Source organism: Frigoribacterium sp. CFBP 8751 (assembly GCF_014841545.1).
GTDB lineage: Bacteria > Actinomycetota > Actinomycetes > Actinomycetales > Microbacteriaceae > Frigoribacterium.
This window is the reverse complement of sequence record NZ_JACYUB010000005.1, coordinates 162,260-182,906: the sequence shown is the minus strand read 5'-3', so window position 1 is coordinate 182,906 and position 20,647 is coordinate 162,260. Positions and strand designations below refer to the sequence as shown.

Sequence of the window (20,647 nt, the reverse complement as noted above, 5' to 3'; positions counted from 1 at the left end):
GGTCGCCGCATGAGCGAACGCCCCGAGACGCACGCCCGGTACACCCACGGCCACCACGAGAGCGTGCTGCGCAGCCACTCGTGGCGAACGGTCGAGAACTCCGCCGCGTACCTCGAGCCGCACCTCGTGCCCGGGGTCAGCGTCCTCGACGTCGGGTCGGGGCCGGGGACCATCACCGTCGACATCGCCGGCCGTGTCGCGCCCGGTCGGGTGATCGGCATCGACGCCGCCCCCGGCATCGTCGAACAGGCGTCGTCGCTCGCGGTCGGGGCCGGCCTGCACAACGTCCACTTCGAGACGGCCGACCTGTTCGCCCTGCCGTTCGACGACGACGCCTTCGACGTGGTGCACGCGCACCAGGTCCTGCAGCACGTGGGCGACCCGGTGGCCGCCCTGCGCGAGATGCGTCGGGTGGCCCGACCCGGGGGAGTCGTGGCCGTCCGCGACGTCGACTACCACGGCTGCGTCTGGGCTCCCGAGAACCCCGGTCTCGACCGGTGGATGGACGTCTACCAGGCCGTGCACCGCGGCAACGGCGGCGAACCCGACGCGGGGAGGCGCCTCAAGGGCTGGGCGCTCGAGGCGGGCTTCGTCGACGTGGCGAGCAGCGCCTCCGTGTGGTGCTTCGCCTCGGACGAGGACCGCACCTGGTGGGGCGACAGCTGGGCGACCCGCGCGACGGAGTCGGCGTTCTACGCCGACGCGATCGGCAAGGGTGCGGCCACGCACGACGAACTGCACGCGATCGCCGACGCCTGGCGCGCCTGGCGCGACGCCCCCGACGGCTGGCTCATCATGCCGCACGGCGAGCTGCTCGCCCGCGCCTGACCGTCAGCACCGGGCGGCGAGGGCTCGAGGGGACACGACATGCCGCTCACCCTCGACGGTGAGCGGCATGTCGTGACATCTCGGCCGACGTGGCGTCAGTCGTCGTCGCCCTCGGCGTCGTCACCCTCGGTGTCGACGGGCTCGTGGATGCGGGCCTCGCCGGTGACGGCGTCGACCCGGATGACCGTGCCGTCGTCGAGCTCGACGACGGGACGGTGCTCGAGCCAGGTCAGCGTCCAGCGCCACGAGGTCGCGTCGACTCCTTGGTCGGAGAGCTCACGCTCGACCTGGGCGACCGCCCCGAGGACGGGAGCAGGCAACTCGGCCGGGGCCGCGCCTCCCACGCTCCACCGCGTGCCGAGCTGCATCAGGCACCCGCCGTCGGAGCAGGATCGGCAGCAGCGCCGGAGCGGGCCGCACCGGCGTCGGCCGGCACCTCGGCGAACACGATGTCGCCGACCGCCAGCTCGTCGCCCTCGGCGAAGGACAGCTCGGCGATCTTGCCGACCGCCGCGAGGTCACCCGCCGCGAGCTTCACGAGCTCGAGCTGGGCCGAAGGGCCCGTGATGACGGCCGAGGCCACCGGGGTCTTCTGCGAGGCCTTGGCGTCCGACTTCGCCCGCCGGACGAAGATCAGTGCCTGCCCGACGAGCCCCACGAGACCGGACGAGGTCTCGCCCTCGGTGAGGCCGAGCTCGTCGACGGTCGGCCACGCGGCCCGGTGCACCGAGTCGTCGTGCGTCCAGGACCAGACCTCTTCGGTGGCGAACGGCAGGTAGGGCGCGAGCAGGCGCAGCAGGCCCTCGAGCACCGTGCGCAGTGCGAGCACGGCGGAGGCCTGCTCGGCCGGCGTGGTGGCGCCGTAGGCGCGCTCCTTCACGAGCTCGAGGTAGTCGTCGCAGAACGTCCAGAAGAACTTCTCGGTCGTCTCGAGCGCCCGGGCGTGGTCGTAGCCCTCGAGCGCCTCGGTCGCGGTCTCGATCACGGCGGCGAACGACGCGAGGAGGTCACGGTCGAGCGGCTGGGTGATCTCGAACTCTCCTGAGGGCAGCTCGAACGAGTACACGAACTTGGCCGCGTTGAGCACCTTGATGGCCAGACGGCGGCCGATCTTGATCTGCTTGGGGTTCTGCGGGTCGAACGCCGCGTCGGTGCCCAGCCGGCTCGACGCCGCCCAGTAGCGCACCGAGTCCGAGCCGTGGTCGTCGAGCATGGCGGCCGGGGTCACCACGTTGCCCTTCGACTTCGACATCTTCTTGCGGTCGGGGTCGACGATGAAGCCCGAGATCGACGCGTTCTTCCACGGCACGGTGCCCGACTCGAGCTGCGACCGCAGCATCGTCGAGAACAGCCAGGTGCGGATGATGTCCTGCCCCTGGGGGCGCACGTCGTAGGGGAACACCAGGTCGAACAGCTCGGGGTCGCGCTCCCAGCCGCCGGCCAGCTGCGGGGTGAGCGACGACGTCGCCCAGGTGTCCATCACGTCGACCTCGCCGACGAAGCCGCCGGGCACGCCGCGCTGCGACTCGTCGTAGCCGGGAGCCGCCTGGGAGGCCGGGTCGATCGGCAGCTGCGCCTCGGTGGGCACGATCACCTGGTCGAAGACGGGGTTGCCGTCGCCGTCGAGCGGGTACCAGACCGGGATCGGCACGCCGAAGAACCGCTGGCGCGAGATGAGCCAGTCGCCGTTCAGGCCGTTGACCCAGTTGTCGTAGCGGACGCGCATGAAGTCGGGGTGGAACGCCACCTGGCCACCGCGCTCGAGCAGCGAACCCTTGAGCTGCTCGTCGCGGGCGCCGTTGACGACGTACCACTGACGGGTCGACACGATCTCGAGCGGCTTGTCGCCCTTCTCGAAGAACTTCACCGGGTGCGAGATCTTGCGAATCTCGCCCACGAGCTCGCCCGAGGCGGTCAACTGCTCGACCACGGACTGCTTGGCGCTGAACACCGTCTTGCCGGCCAGCTGGGCATAGGAGGCGCGCCCCGCCTCGGACGTGATCGCCTCGGGGGCCTCGCTGACGAAGCGGCCGTCGAAGCCGATCACGGCGCGGTTCGGCAGCTGCAGCTCGCGCCACCAGACCACGTCGTTGGTGTCGCCGAAGGTGCAGACCATGGCGATGCCGGAGCCCTTGTCGGGCTGGGCGAGGTGATGCGCCACCACGGGCACCTCGACGTCGAACAGCGGCGAGCGGACGGTCGTGCCGAACAACGCCTGGTAGCGCTCGTCGTCCGGGTGCGCGACGAGGGCCACGCAGGCCGGCAGCAGCTCGGGCCGCGTGGTGTCGATCAGCACGTCGCCCTGGCCGTCGGTGCGGTGGAAGGCGAGCTTGTGGTACGCCCCGGGCATCTCTTTGTCCTCGAGCTCGGCCTGCGCCACGGCCGTGCGGAACGTGACGTCCCAGAGCGTCGGCGCGTCGGCCTGGTAGGCCTCGCCGCGGGCCAGGTTGCGGAGGAACGCCTTCTGCGCGATGGCCTGCGAGTCGTCGTCGATGGTGCGGTAGCTCTGGGTCCAGTCGACCGAGAGGCCGAGCTTCCGCCAGACGTCCTCGAACTGCTTCTCGTCCTCGACCGTGAGGCGCTCGCACAGCTCGATGAAGTTGCGACGCGAGATCGGCACCTGGTCGGCGGCCTTCGACGACTTGTTGTCGCCACCCTCGAAGGGCGGGGTGAAGTCGGCGTCGTAGGGCAGCGACGGGTCGCAGCGCACACCGTAGAAGTTCTGCACGCGACGCTCGGTGGGCAGTCCGTTGTCGTCCCAGCCCATCGGGTAGAACACGCGCTTGCCGCGCATGCGCTCGAACCGGGCCTTGACGTCGGTGTGCGTGTAGCTGAACACGTGGCCGATGTGCAGGCTGCCCGAGGCGGTCGGCGGCGGGGTGTCGACCGAGAACACGGAGGCGCGGGTCGCGTCGGTGCGGTCGAAGCGGTAGGTGCCGTCGGCCTCCCAGACCTGACCCCAACGGGCCTCGAGTCCTTCGAGGGCGGGCTTCTCGGGCATCGCTGACGTCATGGTCTTCTCCGGTTCTGTGGACGGCACCGTGTCGGTGGGGAGGTGCCTGGTTGTGGGACTCCGACCAGTGTACGCACCCTCGCGAGGGCTCCTCGTGGACCGCCGCCGCGCCTCCCGCGCGCTGCGCCCACTGCACCCCTGCGCACGCTGCACTGGTACTGACATGGCGGTTCTGTTAGGCTCGACGGGTTTTTTGCCGACGCTGGGGTCGACTGCCACCGCCCGACGACCTGGAGGCCTCACCCGATGTCAGCCAAGAAGAACGACAGCAAGAAGCCCGCCCGCCGCAGCCTGACCACCGACGACGTCACCGTCGTCGAAGAGGGTCTGCTCAAGCGCGCGGTCAGTGCCGCAGCCCTCGGCAACGCCATGGAGTGGTTCGACTTCGGCGTCTACGCCTACATCACGACGACGATCGCCCAGGTGTTCTTCCCGCCGGGCAACGACGCGCTCAACATCCTGTTCACCTTCGGCACGTTCACCGCCGCGTTCATCGTGCGCCCGATCGGCGGCGCCTTCTTCGGCCCGCTCGGCGACCGCATCGGACGCCAGAAGGTGCTCGCGCTCACGATGATCCTGATGGCGGCGGGGACGCTCGCCATCGGCCTCATCCCGTCGTACGCGACCATCGGCCTCTGGGCGCCCGTCCTGCTGTTGTTGGCGCGCCTCCTGCAGGGCTTCTCGACCGGCGGTGAGTACGGAGGCGCGGCCACGTTCATCGCCGAGTACTCGCCCGACAAGCGCCGCGGCTTCATGGGCTCGTGGCTCGAGTTCGGCACGCTCGCCGGCTACGTGCTCGGTGCCTCGCTGGTCACCGGCCTGCAGCTCGGCATGAGCGAGGAGGCGCTGCTCGCCTGGGGCTGGCGCATCCCGTTCCTGATCGCCGGGCCGCTCGGCCTGATCGGGCTCTACCTGCGCCTCAAGCTCGAGGAGACCCCGGCGTTCCAGAAGCAGCAGGAAGAAGCGGCCGGGCGCGAACACGTCAAGGTGCCGTTCGTGAAGCTCTTCGCCGAGAACTGGCGTGCGCTGATCGTCTGCATCGGCCTGGTGCTGGTGTTCAACGTGACCGACTACATGCTGCTGTCGTACATGCCGACCTACCTCACGAACACGCTCGGACGCAGTGCCACCTCGGGGCTGCTGCTCGTGATCGTCGTGATGGTCCTGATGATGATCGTCATCACGTTCAGCGGGCGCCTGAGCGACCGGTTCGGACGGCGTCCCGTGCTGTTCGCCGGCTGCATCGGGTTCCTGGTGCTGTCGTGGCCGGCCCTCAAGCTCGTGCAGTCCGAGAGCACGCCGCTCGTCTTCGTCGGCCTGCTGGTGCTCGGCCTGGTGCTCGTCACGTTCACGTCGACCATGCCGTCGACGCTGCCCGCGCTCTTCCCGACGATCATCCGCTACGGCGCCCTGGCCATCGCGTTCAACGTGTCGGTCTCGCTGTTCGGCGGCACCACGCCCCTGGCCACCGAGGCGCTGGTCGTCTGGGCCGAGGGGAAGGGCTTCTCGTGGGCCCACGACATCCCCGCCTTCTACCTGATGGCCGCGGCCGTGATCGGCCTCGTCGCCGTGTGGTTCACGAAAGAGACGGCCAACGAGCCGCTGCTCGGTTCGGGCCCGTCGGTCGCGACCGACGACGAGGCGCGCGAGCTGGTCGAGGCCTACGCCGACGAGTCGAGCGAGGTCGCGAAGTCGGACTGGGCGCTCGAGTGGGCGCAGTCCGGCCTCATCGACGTGGTCGACCCGAAGGCCGCCGAGGCCGACGCCGCCCACCGCGCCCGTCCCTAGTCCACCCGCCGCGGTCGGGACATCACGACGTGCCGCTCACCCTCGGAGGTGAGCGGCACGTCGTGTCACGGGGCCGGGCCGGGCCGGTCGGGCGGGGCCGGTCGGGCGGGGCTAGGGGCGAGCGGCGAGCAGGGCGCGGGTGTGGGCGTGCTGCGGGGCGGAGAACACGTCCGCCGTGCGGCCCTGTTCGACGATCCGGCCCTCGTGCATCACGGCGACCCGGTCGGACATGTGCTCGACGACGTCCAGGTCGTGCGAGATGAAGACGTAGGCGAGCCCGTCCTGCCGCTGCAACTCGTCGAGCAGGTCGAGCACCTGGGCCTGCACCGAGACGTCGAGCGCCGAGACCGGCTCGTCGCAGACGATCACCCGGGGCCGCGGGGCCAGGGCGCGGGCGATCGCCACCCGTTGCCGCTGACCGCCGGACAACGTGTCGGGCCGTCGCGCCACGGTGTCGGCGTCGAGCCCGACCCGTGCCAGCAGGGCGACGACCTCGCGCTCGACGGGGCCGAGACGCGTGCTGCGGCCGGCCGTCAGCGCGTCGGCCAGCAGTCGACCGACGGTGAAGCGCGGGTCGAACGAGCTCGAGGGGTCCTGGTAGACGGCCCCGAGGTCGCCCCGGCGGGGACGGCGATCGCGCTCGCGCGCCGGGGCCCAGGTCGTGCCGAGCAGGTCGACCGTCCCGGCGTCGGGGTCGTCGAGGCCGAGCAGCAGACGAGCCGTCGTGGTCTTGCCCGAGCCGGACGCTCCGACGAGGCCGAGCGTCTCGCCGGCCCGCAGCGAGAGCGAGACGTCGTCCACGGCGACCCGGTCGGGCCCCCGACGGCTCGCGAAGACCCGGCGCAGGCCCGTCGCCACGAGGACGGGGCCGACCGGGGGAGTCGTCGACGTGTCGGGCGTCGACGGGCCGGGCGCGCCTCCTGACCGGGGTGTGCCGGGAGCGACCGGCGTCGTCGACGCAGGCGCGCCTCCCGCGTCCGGGCCGTCGGGCGTCACGGCGGCCGACAGGCGCCGACCCCGCGGGGCCCCACCCGGCAGGGCGGCCAGGAGCATGCGCGTGTAGTCGGCCTGCGGTGAGTCGAGCACGGTCGCCGTGGCCCCCTGCTCGACCACGCGTCCGTCGCGCATCACGACGACGCGGTCGGCCAGGCGGCGCACGACCCCCAGGTCGTGACTGATCGCGAGGACGGCCGTCCCTGCGTCGCGGAGGGCCGCGAGCCGGTCGACGACCAGGCGCTGCACCTCGGCGTCGAGGGCGGTGGTCGGTTCGTCCGCGACGATCAGGCCGGGCCGCAGGGCGAGGGCCGCGGCGACGAGTGCCCGCTGCCGCAGCCCTCCCGAGAGCTCGCCCGACCGCAGGCCGCGGCGCGCCTCGGGGTCGGGCATGCCGACCTCGGTGAGGACCTCGAGCACCCGGGCCCGACGGGCGGTCGGCGAGAGGCGCGTGTGCAGTCGCAGGGCGTCGTCGATCTCGCGACCGACCGGGCGCAGGGGGTCGAGCGAGACCAGGGCGTCCTGCAGCACGAGCCCGATGCGCGGGCCGCGCAGCCGACGCCAGCGTCGTTCGGTCAGCGTGAGAAGGTCGTCGCCACCGAGTCGCAGGGCGTCGGCCGTCACCGTGCCACCGGTCAGCCCGAGCAGGGCCCGGGCGGTCACGCTCTTGCCCGAGCCGGACTCGCCGACCAGGGCCACGCATTCACCGGGACCCATCGAGAACGACACGTCGTCGACGGCGGTCACCCCGTCGAACGCGACGTGCAGGCGGTCGACGACGAGGTCGTCCGAGGAGGCGCGGTGCCGGTCACCGAGAGCGGCGCCGGTCGCCGGCGGGTCCGTGGTCATCGTCGTCCTCCTCGCCCGCGTCGCGCGAGACCGCGCCCCAGGACCGTGGCCGACGCGGCCGTCACGACGACGGCGAGCCCCGGGAAGACGGTCATCCACCAGGCGACCGCGAGGTACGTGCGCCCGGCCGAGAGCATCGCACCCCACTCGGGTGCCGGGGGCGGCGATCCCAGTCCGAGGTAGCTCAGCGACGACGCCCAGACGACGGCCTGACCGAGGCCCAGCGTGGCGAGCACGACGACGGGGGCGAGGGCGTTCGGCAGCACGTGGCGCAGCAGGACGACCCCGGGGCGGCGACCGAGCACGGTCGCGGCCTCGACCATCGGCGACCGGCGGACGGCCGCCACCTGGCTGCGGACGATGCGGGCGTACCCGGGGGCGGTCGCGAGGCCGACGGCGATCGTCGCGGGCACGGCCCCGGGCCCGGTGAACGCGATGACGACGAGCGCCAGCAGCAGGCCGGGCAGGGCGAAGAGGACCTCGAGCACGCGACTCACGCCGACGTCGGTCGCCCGACCGACCAGGCCGCGACCGCCGAGGCCCGCCAGGACGCCGAGGGCCACACCCAGGCCCGTGCCGATCAGCGTGGCGACGAGCCCGATCGTCAGCGAGGCGCCGGCTCCGTGGACGACGCGGGTCCAGACGCCCCGCCCCGACTCGTCGGTGCCGAACGGGTGCGCGGGCGACGGACCGGCGAACGCGTCGGTCGGCGACACGGCGAGCGGGTCGGCGGGGGCCAGCAGGGCCGGCGCGACGGCCATCACGACCACGAGCGACAGCAGGGCGGCCGCGACGAGTTCCGCCGGGCCGAGCGGCAGGCGCCGCCGGGCGGCGCGCATCGAGGAGGCGCGGGTCGGGTCGGCACCCCGGGGCAGGTCGGGCAGCGCGGTCATGCCGCGCGTCCTCTCGGGTCGACCGCGCGCTCGGCCAGGTCGCCGAGGGCGACCACGACGACGTAGGCGAGGGCCGAGACGAGGGCGACACCGGTCACGAGAGGGATGTCACGCAGCGTGACCGCGCCGAGGAGGGTGCGGCCGAGTCCCGGGCGCGCGAACACCGACTCGACCACGACGGCGCCGCTGAGCAGCGAGCCGAAGGCCCAGCCCGACAGGGCGAGCCCGGGCAGGGCCGCGTGCCGGAGCAGGTGACGGCCGAAGAGCCCCGACGGACTCTCGCCCCGGGCTCGGGCCGAGAGGGCGAAGGGGGTGGCCGCGGCGTCGAGGAGCGAGTCGCGGGTGACCTGGCCGAGGAACCCCGCGACGGGGATCGCGAGCGTGACGACCGGTAGGACGAGCCCCGCGGGGGTGCCCGTGCTCACCGGGGGTAGCAGCCCGAGCTCGGTGCTGAAGACCAGGATCAGCAGGCTGGCCAACCAGAAGTGCGGGACGGCCGAGGCGACGACCTCGAGCCCCGATGACACGGCCGAGGCGATCCGACCGCTGAGGGTCGCCCACCAGGCCGTCGCGATCGCCAGCAGCCAGGCCACGACCAGGGCCAGCAGGGCCAGGCCGATCGTGCCCGGCAACTGGTCGAGCAGCAACCGGCCGACGTCGGTGCGCAGCGAGTACGAGGTGCCGAGGTCGCCCGTCGCGAGTCGACCGAGCTGCGCGAGGTACTGGACGAGCAGCGGCTGGTCGAGGCCGTACTGCCGGCGGACCGTGTCGAGGGCCTCGGCCGACGCCTGCGACCCCGGACCGCCGAGGATCGCCTCGGCCGGGTCGCCCGGCACGAGCCGGATGGCGAAGAAGATGAGCGTCGCGACGGCCCAGAGCACGAAGACCGCACCGAGCAGGCGGCCGACGAGCCACCGACCCGCCCGTCGCCACCGCCCGGGACGCACCCGGTCAGCTCGCCTCGTAGGCGTCGTACATCGTCGGCGCCTGGACCGTCGGCAGGGCACGGACCCCCTGGACGGCCGAGCGCACCAGGTAGTGGTTCTGCTGGTCGTACAGCGGCAGGACGTGCCACCCCTCGAGGATGATCTGCTGCGCCTGCTGGTAGAGGTCGGCGCGCTCGTCGGCGTCGCTCGTCTCGGAGGCGCGGGTCAACAGGTCGTCGAGGGCCGGGTCGCTCGTCTGCGACAGGTTGGCGAAGTAGCCGCTCGGGGCCGGGGTGATGCCGTCGCTGTCGTAGAGGATGCGCAGCACGTCGGGGCCGACCTTCGTGTACGGCGCGCTCACCAGGTCGTACTCGTTCGCGGCGAGGGCGCCGTACCAGCTCGAGAGGTCGAGGGGCTCGAGGGTGACGTCGAAGCCGAGGTCCTTCGCGCCGGCCTGGACCTGCTCGAAGAGCGACTGCTCGGCCGGGATCGACTGGTTCGTGCTGACCGGGAACGTCGCGGCGAGGCGCACACCGTCCTTCGTGCGGTAACCGTCCGCGTCGCGGGTGGTCCACCCGGCCCGGTCGAGCAGGTCGTTCGCCGCGTCGGTGTCGACGTCGAAGAGCGACTCGTCGGAGAATGCCAGCGGCTCGACGCTCGACAGCGGGCTGTACGACCGCGTCGCCGTCCCGAAGAAGAGCGAGTCGATGCCCGAGTCGACGTCGACGCCACGGATGAACGCCTCGCGGACGGCCAGGTCGTCGAAGGGCGCCTTGCCGGCGTTGAGCTCGATGCGGTTCGAGGCCCCGGGGCGAGGGGCGTCGATCTCGTCGAGCGAGTCGTCCTTGGCCGCGGCGACCAGGGTGTCGGGCTGGGCGTTGTCGATCACGTCGACCTGGCCGGCCTGCAGCGCGGCGTAGCGCGACGCCGAGTCGGGGATGAACCGCCAGACGATCTCGTCGAGGTAGGCGGGCCCCTGGTGCCCGGCGTCGGCCGGCGGCGAGCTGTAGTCGTCGTTGCGGGTGAGGACGACCTGCTGCTGCTTGGTCCACGACTCGACCGCGAACGGGCCGGTGCCGACCGGTGACTCGCAGTTGACCTCCTGGCTGCGGGTCAGGGCGTCGGGGGACTCCATCGCGAGCCAGGGCTGTGAGAGGGACTCGAGGAGGGCGCTGTCGGGCTCGCGCAGGTCGAAGCGTGCCGTGCGGGCGTCGACCGCCTGGACGCCGGTGACCTTGCCGAGGGCGAGGTACCCGGTCGACGACAGCGTCGTGGGGTCCTGGAGGTGGGCGACGTTGGCGGCCACGGCGGCGGCGTCGAACGGGGTGCCGTCGGTGAAGGTCACGCCGTCCTTCAGCGTGAAGGTCCAGCTGAGGCCGTCGGATGCCTCTTCCCAGGAGTCGGCCAGCCACGGGACGACGTCACCGTTCGCGTCCTTCGAGACGAGCGACTCGAGGTACTGCGTCGACACGAGCGCCTGCGGGTAGTTGCCGCCCACGTGGGGGTCGAGGCAGGTCGGCTCGGCGTCGCCCGAGGCGTAGGTGAGCGTGCCCCCGGAGACCGGGGTGGAGGAGGCGTCGGGGTCATCCCCGCTCGTGCAGCCGGCGAGCACGAGGCTCGCGACGGCGGTGGCGGCGATCAGGACGGGCAGGCGGCTGCGCATGGGGCTCCGGGCGTGGGGACTGACGGGACGTCGGGTGTGATCCACTGCCTCCGAGACGAGGGCTGCATTCGTGGACCGGGTGCAACAAGTGCGGCGTCGAGTCTAGCGGCATGATGGTGGCCATGTCAGATGGACCAGGTCCGATCCGCCCGCGGCGGCCGGTCGGCCGACCTCGCCGCTCGTCCGCCGAGATGCTGGCCGACGCGGCCGCCGAGCTGTTCCTCGAGAACGGCTACGCCGGGACGACCGTCGACGACATCGCCCGCCGGGCCGGCGTCAGCCGCGGCACGTTCTTCAACTACTTCGAGGCCAAGTCCGACCTCTTCTGGCTCGACCTCGACCAGAGCCTCGCGGATCTCGGGGACCTGCTGCGCGCCTCCTCGGGGCTCTCGCCGGTCCGGGCGGTCGAGGCGGCGCTCGTCGCGCTCGCCGAGGCCCACGATCCCGAGCGCGTGCCGTGGGCGCTGACCCAGTCCGAGGCGATGGCCCTCGGTGACGACCTGGTCGCGTCGGCGGCCGTCCGGTTCGTGCGCCAGCAAGGGGCGGTCGCATCGTACGTCGCCGAGCGCTCGGGTCGCGATCGGTCGGACCTGTCGGCCCAGGTGGTCGGCTCGGCCTTGATCGCCGCCGCGGCGGCCGCGATCTCGACCTGGGCCCGAGCCGGTGTCTCGCGCGGGCCCCTCGGACCGGTCGTCGCGGCGGCCGTGGGGCCGGTCGCGGACGGACTCGACGCCCGGGAGGCGCGCTCGGCCTAGACGGTCGGTGTCGGCGACGTCGAGGGGGACGTGGGCGAGAGGACGTCGACCAGCTCGGCGCGCTTCGGGAAGACCCACTTGTTCATGGCCCAGTAGCGGAAGACCATGGCGAGCATGGTGCCGACGATCGGGCCGCTGACGAAGTCGGCGATCTCTTGCGCGGTTCGCGAGACGTTCGGCACCTCGAGGCCGAAGCCGTAACGCGAGAGGTAGAGCGGCGCCGAGTTGAGGCCGACCCCGATGATGCTGACGATGACGAAGAGCAACATCTCGTGCGCGGTGTGACGCTCGCCGCGGTCGTCGAACGACCACTTCTTGTTCATCCAGTACGAGAAGACCGTCGCGACGATGATGCCCAGCGCGAGGGCGGTGACGGGGTGCTGGGGGATGACGAACAGCTTGAGCCCGTAGTTGATCACCATGGTGATCACGAAGCCGATGCCCCCGACGACGAGGAACCTCGCCGCGGAGGGGTGCTCTCTGATGAGCTTGATGACTGCTTGCACTGCATCACGGTAGCCGAGCGCGCCATGAAGTGGCTGGAAGCGACCGCGGGATGCGTCACGAATCACCCCCCGAACGAGAGGGTGAGCCCGCGCGGCGCCGGAGGGTTGAGGGCGGCTCAACCTTGCGGATGACTTCTCGTCACGGCCTGATCACGGCGTGAGGATCTGTCGCCCTCGGTGGCTAACGTCGTGCTCGTCGGACCGGATCACCGGGACGGCGACCGGTCGCCCCGGGGTGGGTCAGGGCGACCGGTCCACCCTGACTCACGGAAGAGGACATCACTCATGAAGAAGACCGTGTCGACCGCCACCGCGCTGTCGACGGCCATCGTCATCGCCCTGGGGGGCATCGCGCTGAGCGGACAGGCGGCCTTTGCGCAGCCGGTTCCGATCGAGCAGGAGGCGGCGGCCGCTCCGGCCGACGTCGAACCCGTGGTCGAAGCGACGGTAGAGCCCGAGATCGTCGACGACGCTCCGGAGCCGGCCGTGCCCGCGGACGAGTCCACAGCCGAGCCGACGGACGGTTCCGGGCCGGATGAGGATGAGGCGCCCGTCGGCACCGAGCCGGGCGTGGCGGTGCCCGAGACAGCGGTCGAGGGTTCGGATGAGGCACTCGCGGCGCGGGCGGGCGCCTTCACGCTCGAGAGTCCCGTGCAGGGCGGGGCCTACGACACCCTGGGTTACGACGTCGTCGTCCTCACGGACGAGGTCGACGTGCAGATCGAGGTGCTCGACGGCGCGGGCGTGGTCGTCTGGGGCGCGGTGCACCAGTCCGGTCCGCGGATCGAGACGACCATCGGTCTCGGGGACGACGCCGCAGTGGACCAGACCGTCACGGTGGTCGTCGAGGATGCCCAGGGACTCGTGCTGGGGCAGGAATCCCGCACGTTCCGGATCGACGTCCCGACGTCCCCGGCCGTGACCGTGAGCACGCCACGGACCGGGGCGGTCGTGACGGCAGATTCCGAGTACCCGGGTCTGGGTGTGTTCGAGATCGCCGGAACGGGCGTCCCCGGATCGGCCATCGCCTTCACGGTCGAAGCCTTGAGTGGTCAAGAGGGGTGGGGCCACGACTACGACGCCCCCCGCGTCGCCGCCGACGGTACCTACCGCTTCACGGAGATCCTGCCTCACGGGTCGTGGCGGCTGCTCGTGAGTCAGTACGTGCCTCGCGGTGACGGCCAGCTCGGCCTCGAGGGTCCGCCGCGCAGCCGTCAATCCGTCCCGGTCGTGGTGGAATTCGCACTGGCCGCTCCGGCTGCGGCAGCGCCGGTGGTGTCTCCGGTCACGCCTGCGATCGTCCCGACCGTCTCGAAGCCCGTCATCCCGGTCGGTGTGAGGGTCGTCCCCGTGTCGCACCGCTCGGACCTCGCCTACACGGGCTCGTCCGAGACGACGCCGTGGGCGGGTCTCGCGGGCATGGTGCTCGTGGGTCTCGGGGCGGCGACCGTCCTCGTCACCCGGCGCCGCGCCTCCCGGGGCTGACGCCTGAGCTGTCCGCGGTCAGCGACGAGCCGGGTCGGACGCCCTCCGGGGCGTCAGGCTCGGCTCGTCCGGCGTGGAGAGGGTGAGCACGGCTTCTTCGACGGCGTCGTGGTCCTCGAGTTCTCGCTCGACCCGGCGGAGTGCCACCGCGACGTGCTCTTCACGGTCGTTGCCGGTCATGTCGACCGCTGCGACCAGGTAGAGCCGGCCGGGGCCCACGAACTCGGTGTGCAGATACGTCACGCGAGCGATCTCGGGGCGGGCCAGGAGGCGCTCGAGGACGGTCGACTCGAGTTCGTCCGACGGGCTCTCACCGACGAGGAACCGCCGGTTGCGGTCGACCAGCACGAGAGCCACCACGCCGAGCAGCACGCCGACGGCGATCGACCCGATCGCGTCGAACACCGCCGACCCGGTGATCTGGTGCAGGAAGATCCCGAGGAACGCGATGAGGAGCCCGACCAGAGCCGCCGCGTCCTCGGCGAAGACGGCCCGCAGGGTCGAGTTCGAGCTGCGCAGGACGAAGTGCAGGGTCGGCGCGCCCCGCTCGCGGGCCGAACCCCTGGCCTGACGGAAGGCCTGCAGGAACGACGTGCCCTCGAGCACGAAGGCGATCGCGAGGACGACGTAGTTGATCAGGTAGTTCTCCGCCTCCTCCTCGGCGGTCAACTGCGAGATGCCGTGCTGGATCGACACGACGGCACCGACGGTGAAGAGGCCGAAGGCGGCGAACATCGACCAGACGTAGGTCTCCTTCCCGTAGCCGAGGGGGTGGGCGTCGTCCCGGCGCTTGACGCCGCGCTTGTCGGCGACGAAGAGGAAGACCTCGTTGCCCGTGTCCGCCCACGAGTGCGCCGACTCGGCGACCATCGAGGCCGACCCCGTCAGGAAGGCGGCGACCGTCTTCGCGACGGCGATGAGCAGGTTGGCGAGGAACGCCACGATGACGGTGACCGTGCTCTCGGGCTTGGCCGGCGACGCGGACGGGGTGGAGGACATGGCCTCGATCCTGCTCCTCGGAACGACCTCGCGCCTCCTCGGCTCTGACGGTAGGATCGACCACGCATCGATCCGGCCATCACCGGGGAGCACCCGGAAGAAAGCGACCGGCGGGCCACGGCCCGGTGGTCGTCGGTAGAACCGGGCGGGGCAGGCCCGTCACAGCCGCAGCAGAGCGGTCGCGGTCACCGTCCGAGAGGGCGACGACGGCGGCAAGCGGGGTGGTACCGCGCCACCCGGGTCAGGCACCCGGTCGGCGTCCTCGTGGTCAGAAGGTCCCTCGGCCAGAGCAGCGGGGGCGACCCACCGCACGACCTGGAGAACCGATGACCTACCCCAAGGGTTCCGACGCCACGGGCGTCCCCGCCTCACCGCGCTTCCCCGAGATCGAGACCGGCGTCCTCGCCTTCTGGAAGCGCGACGACACGTTCGCCGAGTCGATCCGGGCCCGCGAGGGCTGCGACGAGTGGGTCTTCTACGACGGCCCGCCGTTCGCCAACGGCCTGCCGCACTACGGACACCTCCTGACGGGCTACGCCAAGGACGTGTTCCCGCGGTACCAGACCATGCGCGGCAAGCAGGTGCACCGGCGTTTCGGCTGGGACACCCACGGGCTGCCCGCCGAGCTCGAGGCGATGCGCCAGCTCGGGCTGACCGAGAAGCACGAGATCGACGACATGGGCATCGACGTCTTCAACGCCGCCGCCCGCAAGTCGGTGCTGCAGTACACCGACGAGTGGCAGCAGTACGTCACCCGTCAGGCGCGCTGGGTCGACTTCGACGACGACTACAAGACCCTCGACGTCGACTACATGGAGAGCGTCGTCTGGGCCTTCAAGCAGCTGCACGACAAGGGGCTCGCCTACGAGGGCTTCCGCGTGCTGCCCTACTGCTGGCACGACCAGACCCCCCTGTCGAACCACGAGCTGCGCATGGACGACGACGTCTACAAGAGCCGCCAGGACCAGACGGTCACCGTCGCCTTCCCGCTCGTCGGCGCCAAGGCCGAGGCGCTCGGCCTGACCGGCGTCGAGGCCCTCGCCTGGACGACCACCCCGTGGACCCTGCCGACCAACATGGCGCTCGCCGTGGGGCCGGCCATCGACTACGTCGCCGTGCCGCACGCCCTGCTGCCGGGCGAGCGCACCGGCGACCAAGAGCTGCTCACCGGCAGCGTGTTCCTGCTCGCGGCCGACACGCTCGCCGCCTACGCCCGCGACCTGGGCTACGAATCCGCCGAGGCCGCCCAGTCCGCCGTCACCGCGACCTTCACCGGTGCCGAGCTCGAGGGCGTCGAGTACGACCGCATCTGGGACCTCTACGCCGACACCGAGGCCTGGGGCACCGAGAACGCCTGGCGCATCCTGGTCGCGGACTACGTCGCCACCGGCGAGGGCACCGGCATCGTCCACCAGGCCCCGGCCTACGGCGAGGACGACCAGCTGGTCTGCGCCGCCGCCGGCATCCCCGTCATCGTCTCGGTCGACGACGGTGGGCGCTTCCTGCCGATGTTCGACGAGCTGGGCGTCGCCGGCCTGCAGGTCTTCGACGCCAACAAGCCGCTCGTGCAGCGCCTCCGTGCCGACGGTCGCCTGGTGCGCCTCGCCAGCTACGAGCACAGCTACCCGCACTGCTGGCGCTGCCGCAATCCCCTGATCTACAAGGCCGTGTCGAGCTGGTTCGTCCGCGTCACCGAGTTCCGCGACCGCATGGGCGAGCTGAACCAGCAGATCACCTGGGTGCCCGACAACGTCAAGGACGGCCAGTTCGGCAAGTGGGTCGGCAACGCCCGCGACTGGTCGATCTCGCGCAACCGCTACTGGGGTTCACCGATCCCGGTGTGGAAGAGCGACGACCCCGCGTACCCGCGCGTCGACGTCTACGGCTCGCTGGCCGAGATGGAGGCCGACTTCGGTCGACTCCCGACGAACGCCGACGGCGAGCCCGACCTGCACCGCCCCTTCATCGACGAGCTCACCCGCCCGAACCCCGACGACCCGACGGGGCAGAGCACCATGCGCCGCATCGAGGACGTCCTCGACGTCTGGTTCGACAGCGGCTCGATGCCGTTCGCCCAGGTGCACTACCCGTTCGAGAACCAGCAGTGGTTCGATGAGCACAGCCCTGCCGACTTCATCGTCGAGTACATCGGTCAGACCCGCGGCTGGTTCTACACGCTGCACACGCTGTCCACCGCGCTGTTCGACCGCCCGGCCTTCTCGAACGTCATCAGCCACGGCATCGTGCTCGGCTCCGACGGTCAGAAGATGTCGAAGAGCCTGCGCAACTACCCGGACGTCAGCGAGGTGTTCGACCGCGACGGGGCCGACGCCATGCGCTGGTTCCTCATGTCGAGCTCGGTGATCCGCGGCGGCAACCTCGTCGTCACCGAAGAGGGCATCCGCGAGGGCGTCCGACAGTTCCTGCTGCCGCTGTGGAGCACCTGGTACTTCTTCTCGCTCTACGCCAACGCCGCGTCCGGAGGCGCGGGTCGGCATGCCGCCCCCGGTTACGACGCGCAGTGGCGAACCGACTCGAGCGACGTCCTCGACCGCTACCTGCTCGCGAAGACGCGCCTCCTGGTGTCCGACGTCGAGGCCGCGCTCGACGCCCTCGACACGCCGCGGGCCACCGCGACGCTGCGTGACTTCGCCGACGTGCTGACCAACTGGTACGTCCGACGCTCGCGCGACCGGTTCTGGTCGGGCGACGACGTCGACGCGTTCGACACCCTCTTCACGGTGCTCGAGACGCTCACACGGGTCGCGGCCCCGCTCGCCCCGCTCGTCGCTGACGAGGTCTACAAGGGCCTCACCGGGGCGCGCTCGGTGCACCTGACCGACTGGCCCGACGCCTCGGCGTTCCCGGCCGACGACGCTCTCGTGACCGCGATGGACGCCGTCCGCGCCGTCGCGTCGAGCGGTCTGGCCCTGCGCAAGTCCCAGGGGCTGCGCGTCCGTCTGCCGCTGGCCCGTCTGACGGTCGTCACGCCCGACCCGGCAGGCCTCGAGGCGTTCGCCGACATCGTGCGTGACGAACTCAACGTCAAGCGGGTCGTCGTGACCCGCCTGACCGAGGAGAGCCTCGGCGAGTACGGAGTCACCCGCAAGCTCACCGTCAACGCCCGGGCCGCGGGCCCCCGCATCGGCAAGCAGGTGCAGCAGGTCATCCCCGCGGCGAAGAAGGGCGACTGGCAGCCCGCGGGCGAGAACGTCGTCGTCGGCGGCGTCGAGCTGCTGCCGGGGGAGTTCACCCTCGAGCTGGCGGTCGCGGACGCGTCGAGCGCCCTCGCCTTCGTCGGTGACGGCGGCTTCGTGCTGCTCGACACCGCGACGACGCCCGAGCTCGAGGCCGAGGGCCTGGCTCGCGACGTCGTCCGCGCCGTCCAGCAGGCCCGCAAGGTCGCCGACCTCGACGTGTCCGACCGCATCACGACGACGCTCACGACGGACGCCGCCGCGGCCGCCGCCGTCGAGGCACACCGCGAGCTGATCTCTCGCGAGACCCTGACCACCGAGCTGATCGTCGACGTCCACGAGGGCGTCGGCGACAGGCCCGAGAAGACCGTCGTCGGATCGGGCCCCGGCTCGGCCGTCGTCGTGGAGGTACGACGCGCATGACCCCGAAGAAGAACGACCGTCAGGGCGACCCCGCCGACGAGCAGGGAGGCGAGTTCGTGGCCGGCGCCCGGCGCGTCCACGACGAGCTGCTGGCACGCATCGGCGAGCAGGCCCCGCAGCCCCGGCTCGAGCCGACCCGGCGCGCCGTCGAACTGCTGGGTGACCCGCAGCGGGCCTACCCGGTCATCCACCTCACCGGCACGAACGGCAAGACGTCGACCAGCCGGATGATCGAGAGCATCCTGCGGGCGCACGGCCTGCGCACCGGGCTCATGACGAGCCCGCATCTCGTGCACCTCAACGAGCGCATCGTCGTCGACGGCGAGCCGATCAGCGACGAGCGCCTGGTCGCCAACTGGGACGACATCCAGCCCTACCTGACCATGGTCGACACCGACCTCGAGGCCTCGGGCGAGCCCGCCCTGACCTTCTTCGAGGCCTTGACGGTGCTCGCCTTCGCCTGCTTCGCCGACGCTCCGGCCGACGTGGTCGTGCTCGAGGTCGGCATGGGGGGCGAATGGGACAGCACGAACGTGGCCGACGGCCAGGTCGCCGTCTTCACCCCCATCGCCCTCGACCACCAGAACCGTCTCGGCTCGACCGTGGCCGAGATCGCCCGCACGAAGGCCGGGATCGTCAAGCCCACGGCCGCCGTGGTCTCGGCGTCGCAGACCCCCGAAGCCCTGGTCGAACTCGAACGTGCCGTCGAGTTGAGCGAGGGGTCGCTCGCGGTCGAGGGCACCGCCTTCGGCGTCCAGTCGACCACCGTCGCGGTCGGCGGCCAGGTCGTCACGATCCGCGGGCTCGCGGGCCGCTACGACGATCTGCTGCTGCCGCAGTTCGGAGACCACCAGGCCCAGAACGCGGCCGTCGCGGTCGCGGCCGTCGAGTCCTTCCTCGGCGGCGGGTCGCAGCCGCTCGACCACGAGGTGCTCGCCGAGGGACTCGCGAGTGCGACGTCGCCCGGCCGTCTGCAGATCGTCGCCAACGAGCCGACGATCCTGGTCGACGCGGCGCACAACCCGCACGGCGCCCGCGCCCTCGCCAAGGCGCTCGACGACTACTTCCAGTTCGGCGGCGTCGTCGCGGTGCTCAGCGTGCTGGCCGACAAGGACGCCGCGGGCATCGTCCGCGCCCTGGCGCCCACGGTCACCCAGTTCGTCGTGACGAGCTCGCAGTCCGACCGGGCGATCGACGCCGACGAGCTCGCCGCCATCGCGGTGGGCGTCGTGGGTGCCGACCGCGTCGTCGTCGAGACCGACCTCGTGGCAGCCCTGCGCACGGCGCGCGACCTGGCCGACGAGGTCGAGGGCGACGAGCCCGGCGGCGTCGTCGTGACGGGTTCGATCACGCTGGTCGGCGACGTCATCGCCCTCTCGCAGCAGCCCGAGGGGCTCTCGTGACGACGGCACCGCCTCCCGCCGGAGCCGGAGCCGGAGCCGGCGGACGCGCGCCGCGCCCCCGTCGACGCCGCGGGGCGGCCGAGAGCCTGCTCTCGATCGTCCTCGTGCTCGAGGCGATGACGCTGTTCTTCGTCACCCTCGTGGTCTTCGGGCGGCAGTTGCTGCCGGCCGGCGTCGCCTGGGGCGGAGGCCTCGCCGCGATCGTCCTGACGCTGCTGATCTCGCAGACCCTGCGCTGGCGGTGGGGCGTCGCCCTCGGCTGGCTCGTCCAGCTGGGTCTCGTGGCCTGTGGGTTCCTCGATTCGGTCATGTTCGTCGTGGCCGCCCTGTTCGTCGCCATCTGGACCTACTGCCTGGTCAAGGGCACGCAGCTCGACCGCATGAACGCCGCCCGGCTGCGCGACGCCCCCGGCGACGTGGCCTGAGCCGAGACCCCCCCCGACCCGTCCTCCGGGCGACCGCCCGCGAGCCATCCGCCACCCACCGAAAGAGGAGCAATGTCCGATCTCGAAGAAACACTCGTCCTCGTCAAGCCCGACGGCGTCGCCCGCGGCCTGACCGGCGAGATCCTGCGCCGCATCGAGGCCAAGGGGTACTCGCTCGTCGACGTCCGCCTCGTGCAGGCCGACCGCGACCTGCTCGCGAAGCACTACGAGGAGCACGTGGGCAAGCCGTTCTACGAGCCCCTCGTCGACTTCATGCAGAGCGGCCCGACCGTCGCGCTGCGCATCGCGGGCGACGCCGTCATCGCGGGCTTCCGCTCGCTGGCCGGCACGACCGACCCGACGACCGCGGCCCCCGGCACGATCCGTGGCGACCTCGGCCGCGACTGGGGCTTGAAGGTCCAGCAGAACCTGGTGCACGGCAGCGACAGCCCCGAGAGCGCCGCGCGCGAGCTGGCCCTCTGGTTCTGAGCCACCCGCCGG

16 protein-coding genes are annotated in these 20,647 nt (G+C 71.7%); 8 read left to right on the top strand and 8 right to left on the bottom strand.

Going from position 1 to position 20,647, the window contains the following annotated elements:
• Nucleotides 1-9 precede the first annotated feature (9 nt).
• Nucleotides 10-828 carry a methyltransferase domain-containing protein gene (locus tag IFT88_RS13375; protein ID WP_192121138.1) on the top strand — a complete coding sequence of 273 codons (819 nt, stop codon included), beginning with the start codon at nt 10-12 and terminating at the stop codon, nt 826-828.
• A gap of 95 nt (nt 829-923) precedes the next feature.
• Here the strand turns inward: IFT88_RS13375 and IFT88_RS13370 are convergent, their stop codons facing one another.
• Nucleotides 924-1,196, bottom strand: a complete 273-nt coding sequence (locus tag IFT88_RS13370) for a hypothetical protein (RefSeq protein ID WP_137847425.1) — start codon at nt 1,194-1,196, stop codon at nt 924-926.
• The gene (gene valS / locus IFT88_RS13365) at nt 1,196-3,841 is read right to left on the bottom strand and encodes a valine--tRNA ligase (protein ID WP_249409034.1); all 2,646 of its coding nucleotides are present in this window, start codon (nt 3,839-3,841) and stop codon (nt 1,196-1,198) included. The genes IFT88_RS13370 and valS overlap by 1 nt, the downstream gene beginning before the upstream one ends.
• A 246-nt stretch (nt 3,842-4,087) precedes the next feature.
• Between valS and proP the strand changes: the two genes are divergently transcribed.
• Nucleotides 4,088-5,629: a glycine betaine/L-proline transporter ProP gene (gene proP, locus IFT88_RS13360; protein WP_056226986.1), complete on the top strand. Its 1,542-nt coding sequence runs from the start codon at nt 4,088-4,090 to the stop codon at nt 5,627-5,629.
• A 111-nt stretch (nt 5,630-5,740) separates the two neighbouring features.
• Here proP and IFT88_RS13355 read toward each other — a convergent pair whose 3' ends face one another.
• Genes IFT88_RS13355 through IFT88_RS13340 form a run of 4 tightly spaced genes read right to left on the bottom strand, consistent with a single transcriptional unit; the run spans nt 5,741 to nt 10,953 of the window.
• Nucleotides 5,741-7,471 (bottom strand): dipeptide ABC transporter ATP-binding protein, encoded by a 1,731-nt coding sequence (locus IFT88_RS13355; RefSeq protein ID WP_192121136.1) that lies wholly within the window; start codon nt 7,469-7,471, stop codon nt 5,741-5,743.
• A complete protein-coding gene (locus IFT88_RS13350; RefSeq protein ID WP_192121134.1) occupies nt 7,468-8,364 on the bottom strand; it encodes an ABC transporter permease in 897 nt (298 codons plus the stop codon). Before IFT88_RS13350 ends, IFT88_RS13355 begins: the two co-directional genes overlap by 4 nt.
• A complete protein-coding gene (locus IFT88_RS13345; protein WP_192121132.1) occupies nt 8,361-9,311 on the bottom strand; it encodes an ABC transporter permease subunit in 951 nt (316 codons plus the stop codon). The genes IFT88_RS13350 and IFT88_RS13345 overlap by 4 nt, the downstream gene beginning before the upstream one ends.
• A gap of 4 nt (nt 9,312-9,315) precedes the next feature.
• Nucleotides 9,316-10,953, bottom strand: a complete 1,638-nt coding sequence (locus tag IFT88_RS13340; protein WP_043597051.1) for an ABC transporter substrate-binding protein — start codon at nt 10,951-10,953, stop codon at nt 9,316-9,318.
• Between the two features lie 122 nt (nt 10,954-11,075).
• Between IFT88_RS13340 and IFT88_RS13335 the strand changes: the two genes are divergently transcribed.
• Nucleotides 11,076-11,708 (top strand): TetR/AcrR family transcriptional regulator, encoded by a 633-nt coding sequence (locus IFT88_RS13335; RefSeq protein ID WP_043597139.1) that lies wholly within the window; start codon nt 11,076-11,078, stop codon nt 11,706-11,708.
• On the opposite strand, the gene IFT88_RS13330 is transcribed toward IFT88_RS13335, so the two are convergent.
• Nucleotides 11,705-12,214: a GtrA family protein gene (locus IFT88_RS13330; RefSeq protein ID WP_043597054.1), complete on the bottom strand. Its 510-nt coding sequence runs from the start codon at nt 12,212-12,214 to the stop codon at nt 11,705-11,707. The two genes, IFT88_RS13335 and IFT88_RS13330, sit on opposite strands and share 4 nt — an antisense overlap.
• A gap of 285 nt (nt 12,215-12,499) precedes the next feature.
• Between IFT88_RS13330 and IFT88_RS13325 the strand changes: the two genes are divergently transcribed.
• The gene (locus tag IFT88_RS13325; protein ID WP_192121130.1) at nt 12,500-13,699 is read left to right on the top strand and encodes an LAETG motif-containing sortase-dependent surface protein; all 1,200 of its coding nucleotides are present in this window, start codon (nt 12,500-12,502) and stop codon (nt 13,697-13,699) included.
• Nucleotides 13,700-13,717: 18 nt separating this feature from the next.
• On the opposite strand, the gene IFT88_RS13320 is transcribed toward IFT88_RS13325, so the two are convergent.
• Complete coding sequence (locus tag IFT88_RS13320) at nt 13,718-14,698, bottom strand: cation diffusion facilitator family transporter (protein ID WP_192121128.1); 981 nt, start codon at nt 14,696-14,698, stop codon at nt 13,718-13,720.
• 326 nt (nt 14,699-15,024) lie between these two features.
• Between IFT88_RS13320 and ileS the strand changes: the two genes are divergently transcribed.
• The 4 genes from ileS to ndk all read left to right on the top strand — a co-directional run bounded on the left by ileS (nt 15,025) and on the right by ndk (nt 20,635).
• Nucleotides 15,025-18,318: an isoleucine--tRNA ligase gene (gene ileS, locus IFT88_RS13315; RefSeq protein WP_192121126.1), complete on the top strand. Its 3,294-nt coding sequence runs from the start codon at nt 15,025-15,027 to the stop codon at nt 18,316-18,318.
• Nucleotides 18,315-19,721: a bifunctional folylpolyglutamate synthase/dihydrofolate synthase gene (locus IFT88_RS13310; protein ID WP_192121124.1), complete on the top strand. Its 1,407-nt coding sequence runs from the start codon at nt 18,315-18,317 to the stop codon at nt 19,719-19,721. The genes ileS and IFT88_RS13310 overlap by 4 nt, the downstream gene beginning before the upstream one ends.
• Complete coding sequence (locus IFT88_RS13305) at nt 19,718-20,146, top strand: DUF4233 domain-containing protein (RefSeq protein ID WP_192121122.1); 429 nt, start codon at nt 19,718-19,720, stop codon at nt 20,144-20,146. Before IFT88_RS13310 ends, IFT88_RS13305 begins: the two co-directional genes overlap by 4 nt.
• Nucleotides 20,147-20,218: 72 nt before the next feature.
• Nucleotides 20,219-20,635, top strand: a complete 417-nt coding sequence (ndk, locus tag IFT88_RS13300) for a nucleoside-diphosphate kinase (protein WP_137847636.1) — start codon at nt 20,219-20,221, stop codon at nt 20,633-20,635.
• Nucleotides 20,636-20,647: the final 12 nt, after the last annotated feature.

Coding starts and splice junctions, on each gene's coding strand:
- IFT88_RS13375 (WP_192121138.1), top strand. CDS start 10: ATGAGCGAACGCCCCGAGACGCACGCCCGGTACACCCACGGCCACCAC.
- IFT88_RS13370 (WP_137847425.1), bottom strand. CDS start 1,196: ATGCAGCTCGGCACGCGGTGGAGCGTGGGAGGCGCGGCCCCGGCCGAG.
- valS (WP_249409034.1), bottom strand. CDS start 3,841: ATGACGTCAGCGATGCCCGAGAAGCCCGCCCTCGAAGGACTCGAGGCC.
- proP (WP_056226986.1), top strand. CDS start 4,088: ATGTCAGCCAAGAAGAACGACAGCAAGAAGCCCGCCCGCCGCAGCCTG.
- IFT88_RS13355 (WP_192121136.1), bottom strand. CDS start 7,471: ATGACCACGGACCCGCCGGCGACCGGCGCCGCTCTCGGTGACCGGCAC.
- IFT88_RS13350 (WP_192121134.1), bottom strand. CDS start 8,364: ATGACCGCGCTGCCCGACCTGCCCCGGGGTGCCGACCCGACCCGCGCC.
- IFT88_RS13340 (WP_043597051.1), bottom strand. CDS start 10,953: ATGCGCAGCCGCCTGCCCGTCCTGATCGCCGCCACCGCCGTCGCGAGC.
- IFT88_RS13335 (WP_043597139.1), top strand. CDS start 11,076: ATGTCAGATGGACCAGGTCCGATCCGCCCGCGGCGGCCGGTCGGCCGA.
- IFT88_RS13325 (WP_192121130.1), top strand. CDS start 12,500: ATGAAGAAGACCGTGTCGACCGCCACCGCGCTGTCGACGGCCATCGTC.
- IFT88_RS13320 (WP_192121128.1), bottom strand. CDS start 14,698: ATGTCCTCCACCCCGTCCGCGTCGCCGGCCAAGCCCGAGAGCACGGTC.
- ileS (WP_192121126.1), top strand. CDS start 15,025: ATGACCTACCCCAAGGGTTCCGACGCCACGGGCGTCCCCGCCTCACCG.
- IFT88_RS13310 (WP_192121124.1), top strand. CDS start 18,315: ATGACCCCGAAGAAGAACGACCGTCAGGGCGACCCCGCCGACGAGCAG.
- ndk (WP_137847636.1), top strand. CDS start 20,219: ATGTCCGATCTCGAAGAAACACTCGTCCTCGTCAAGCCCGACGGCGTC.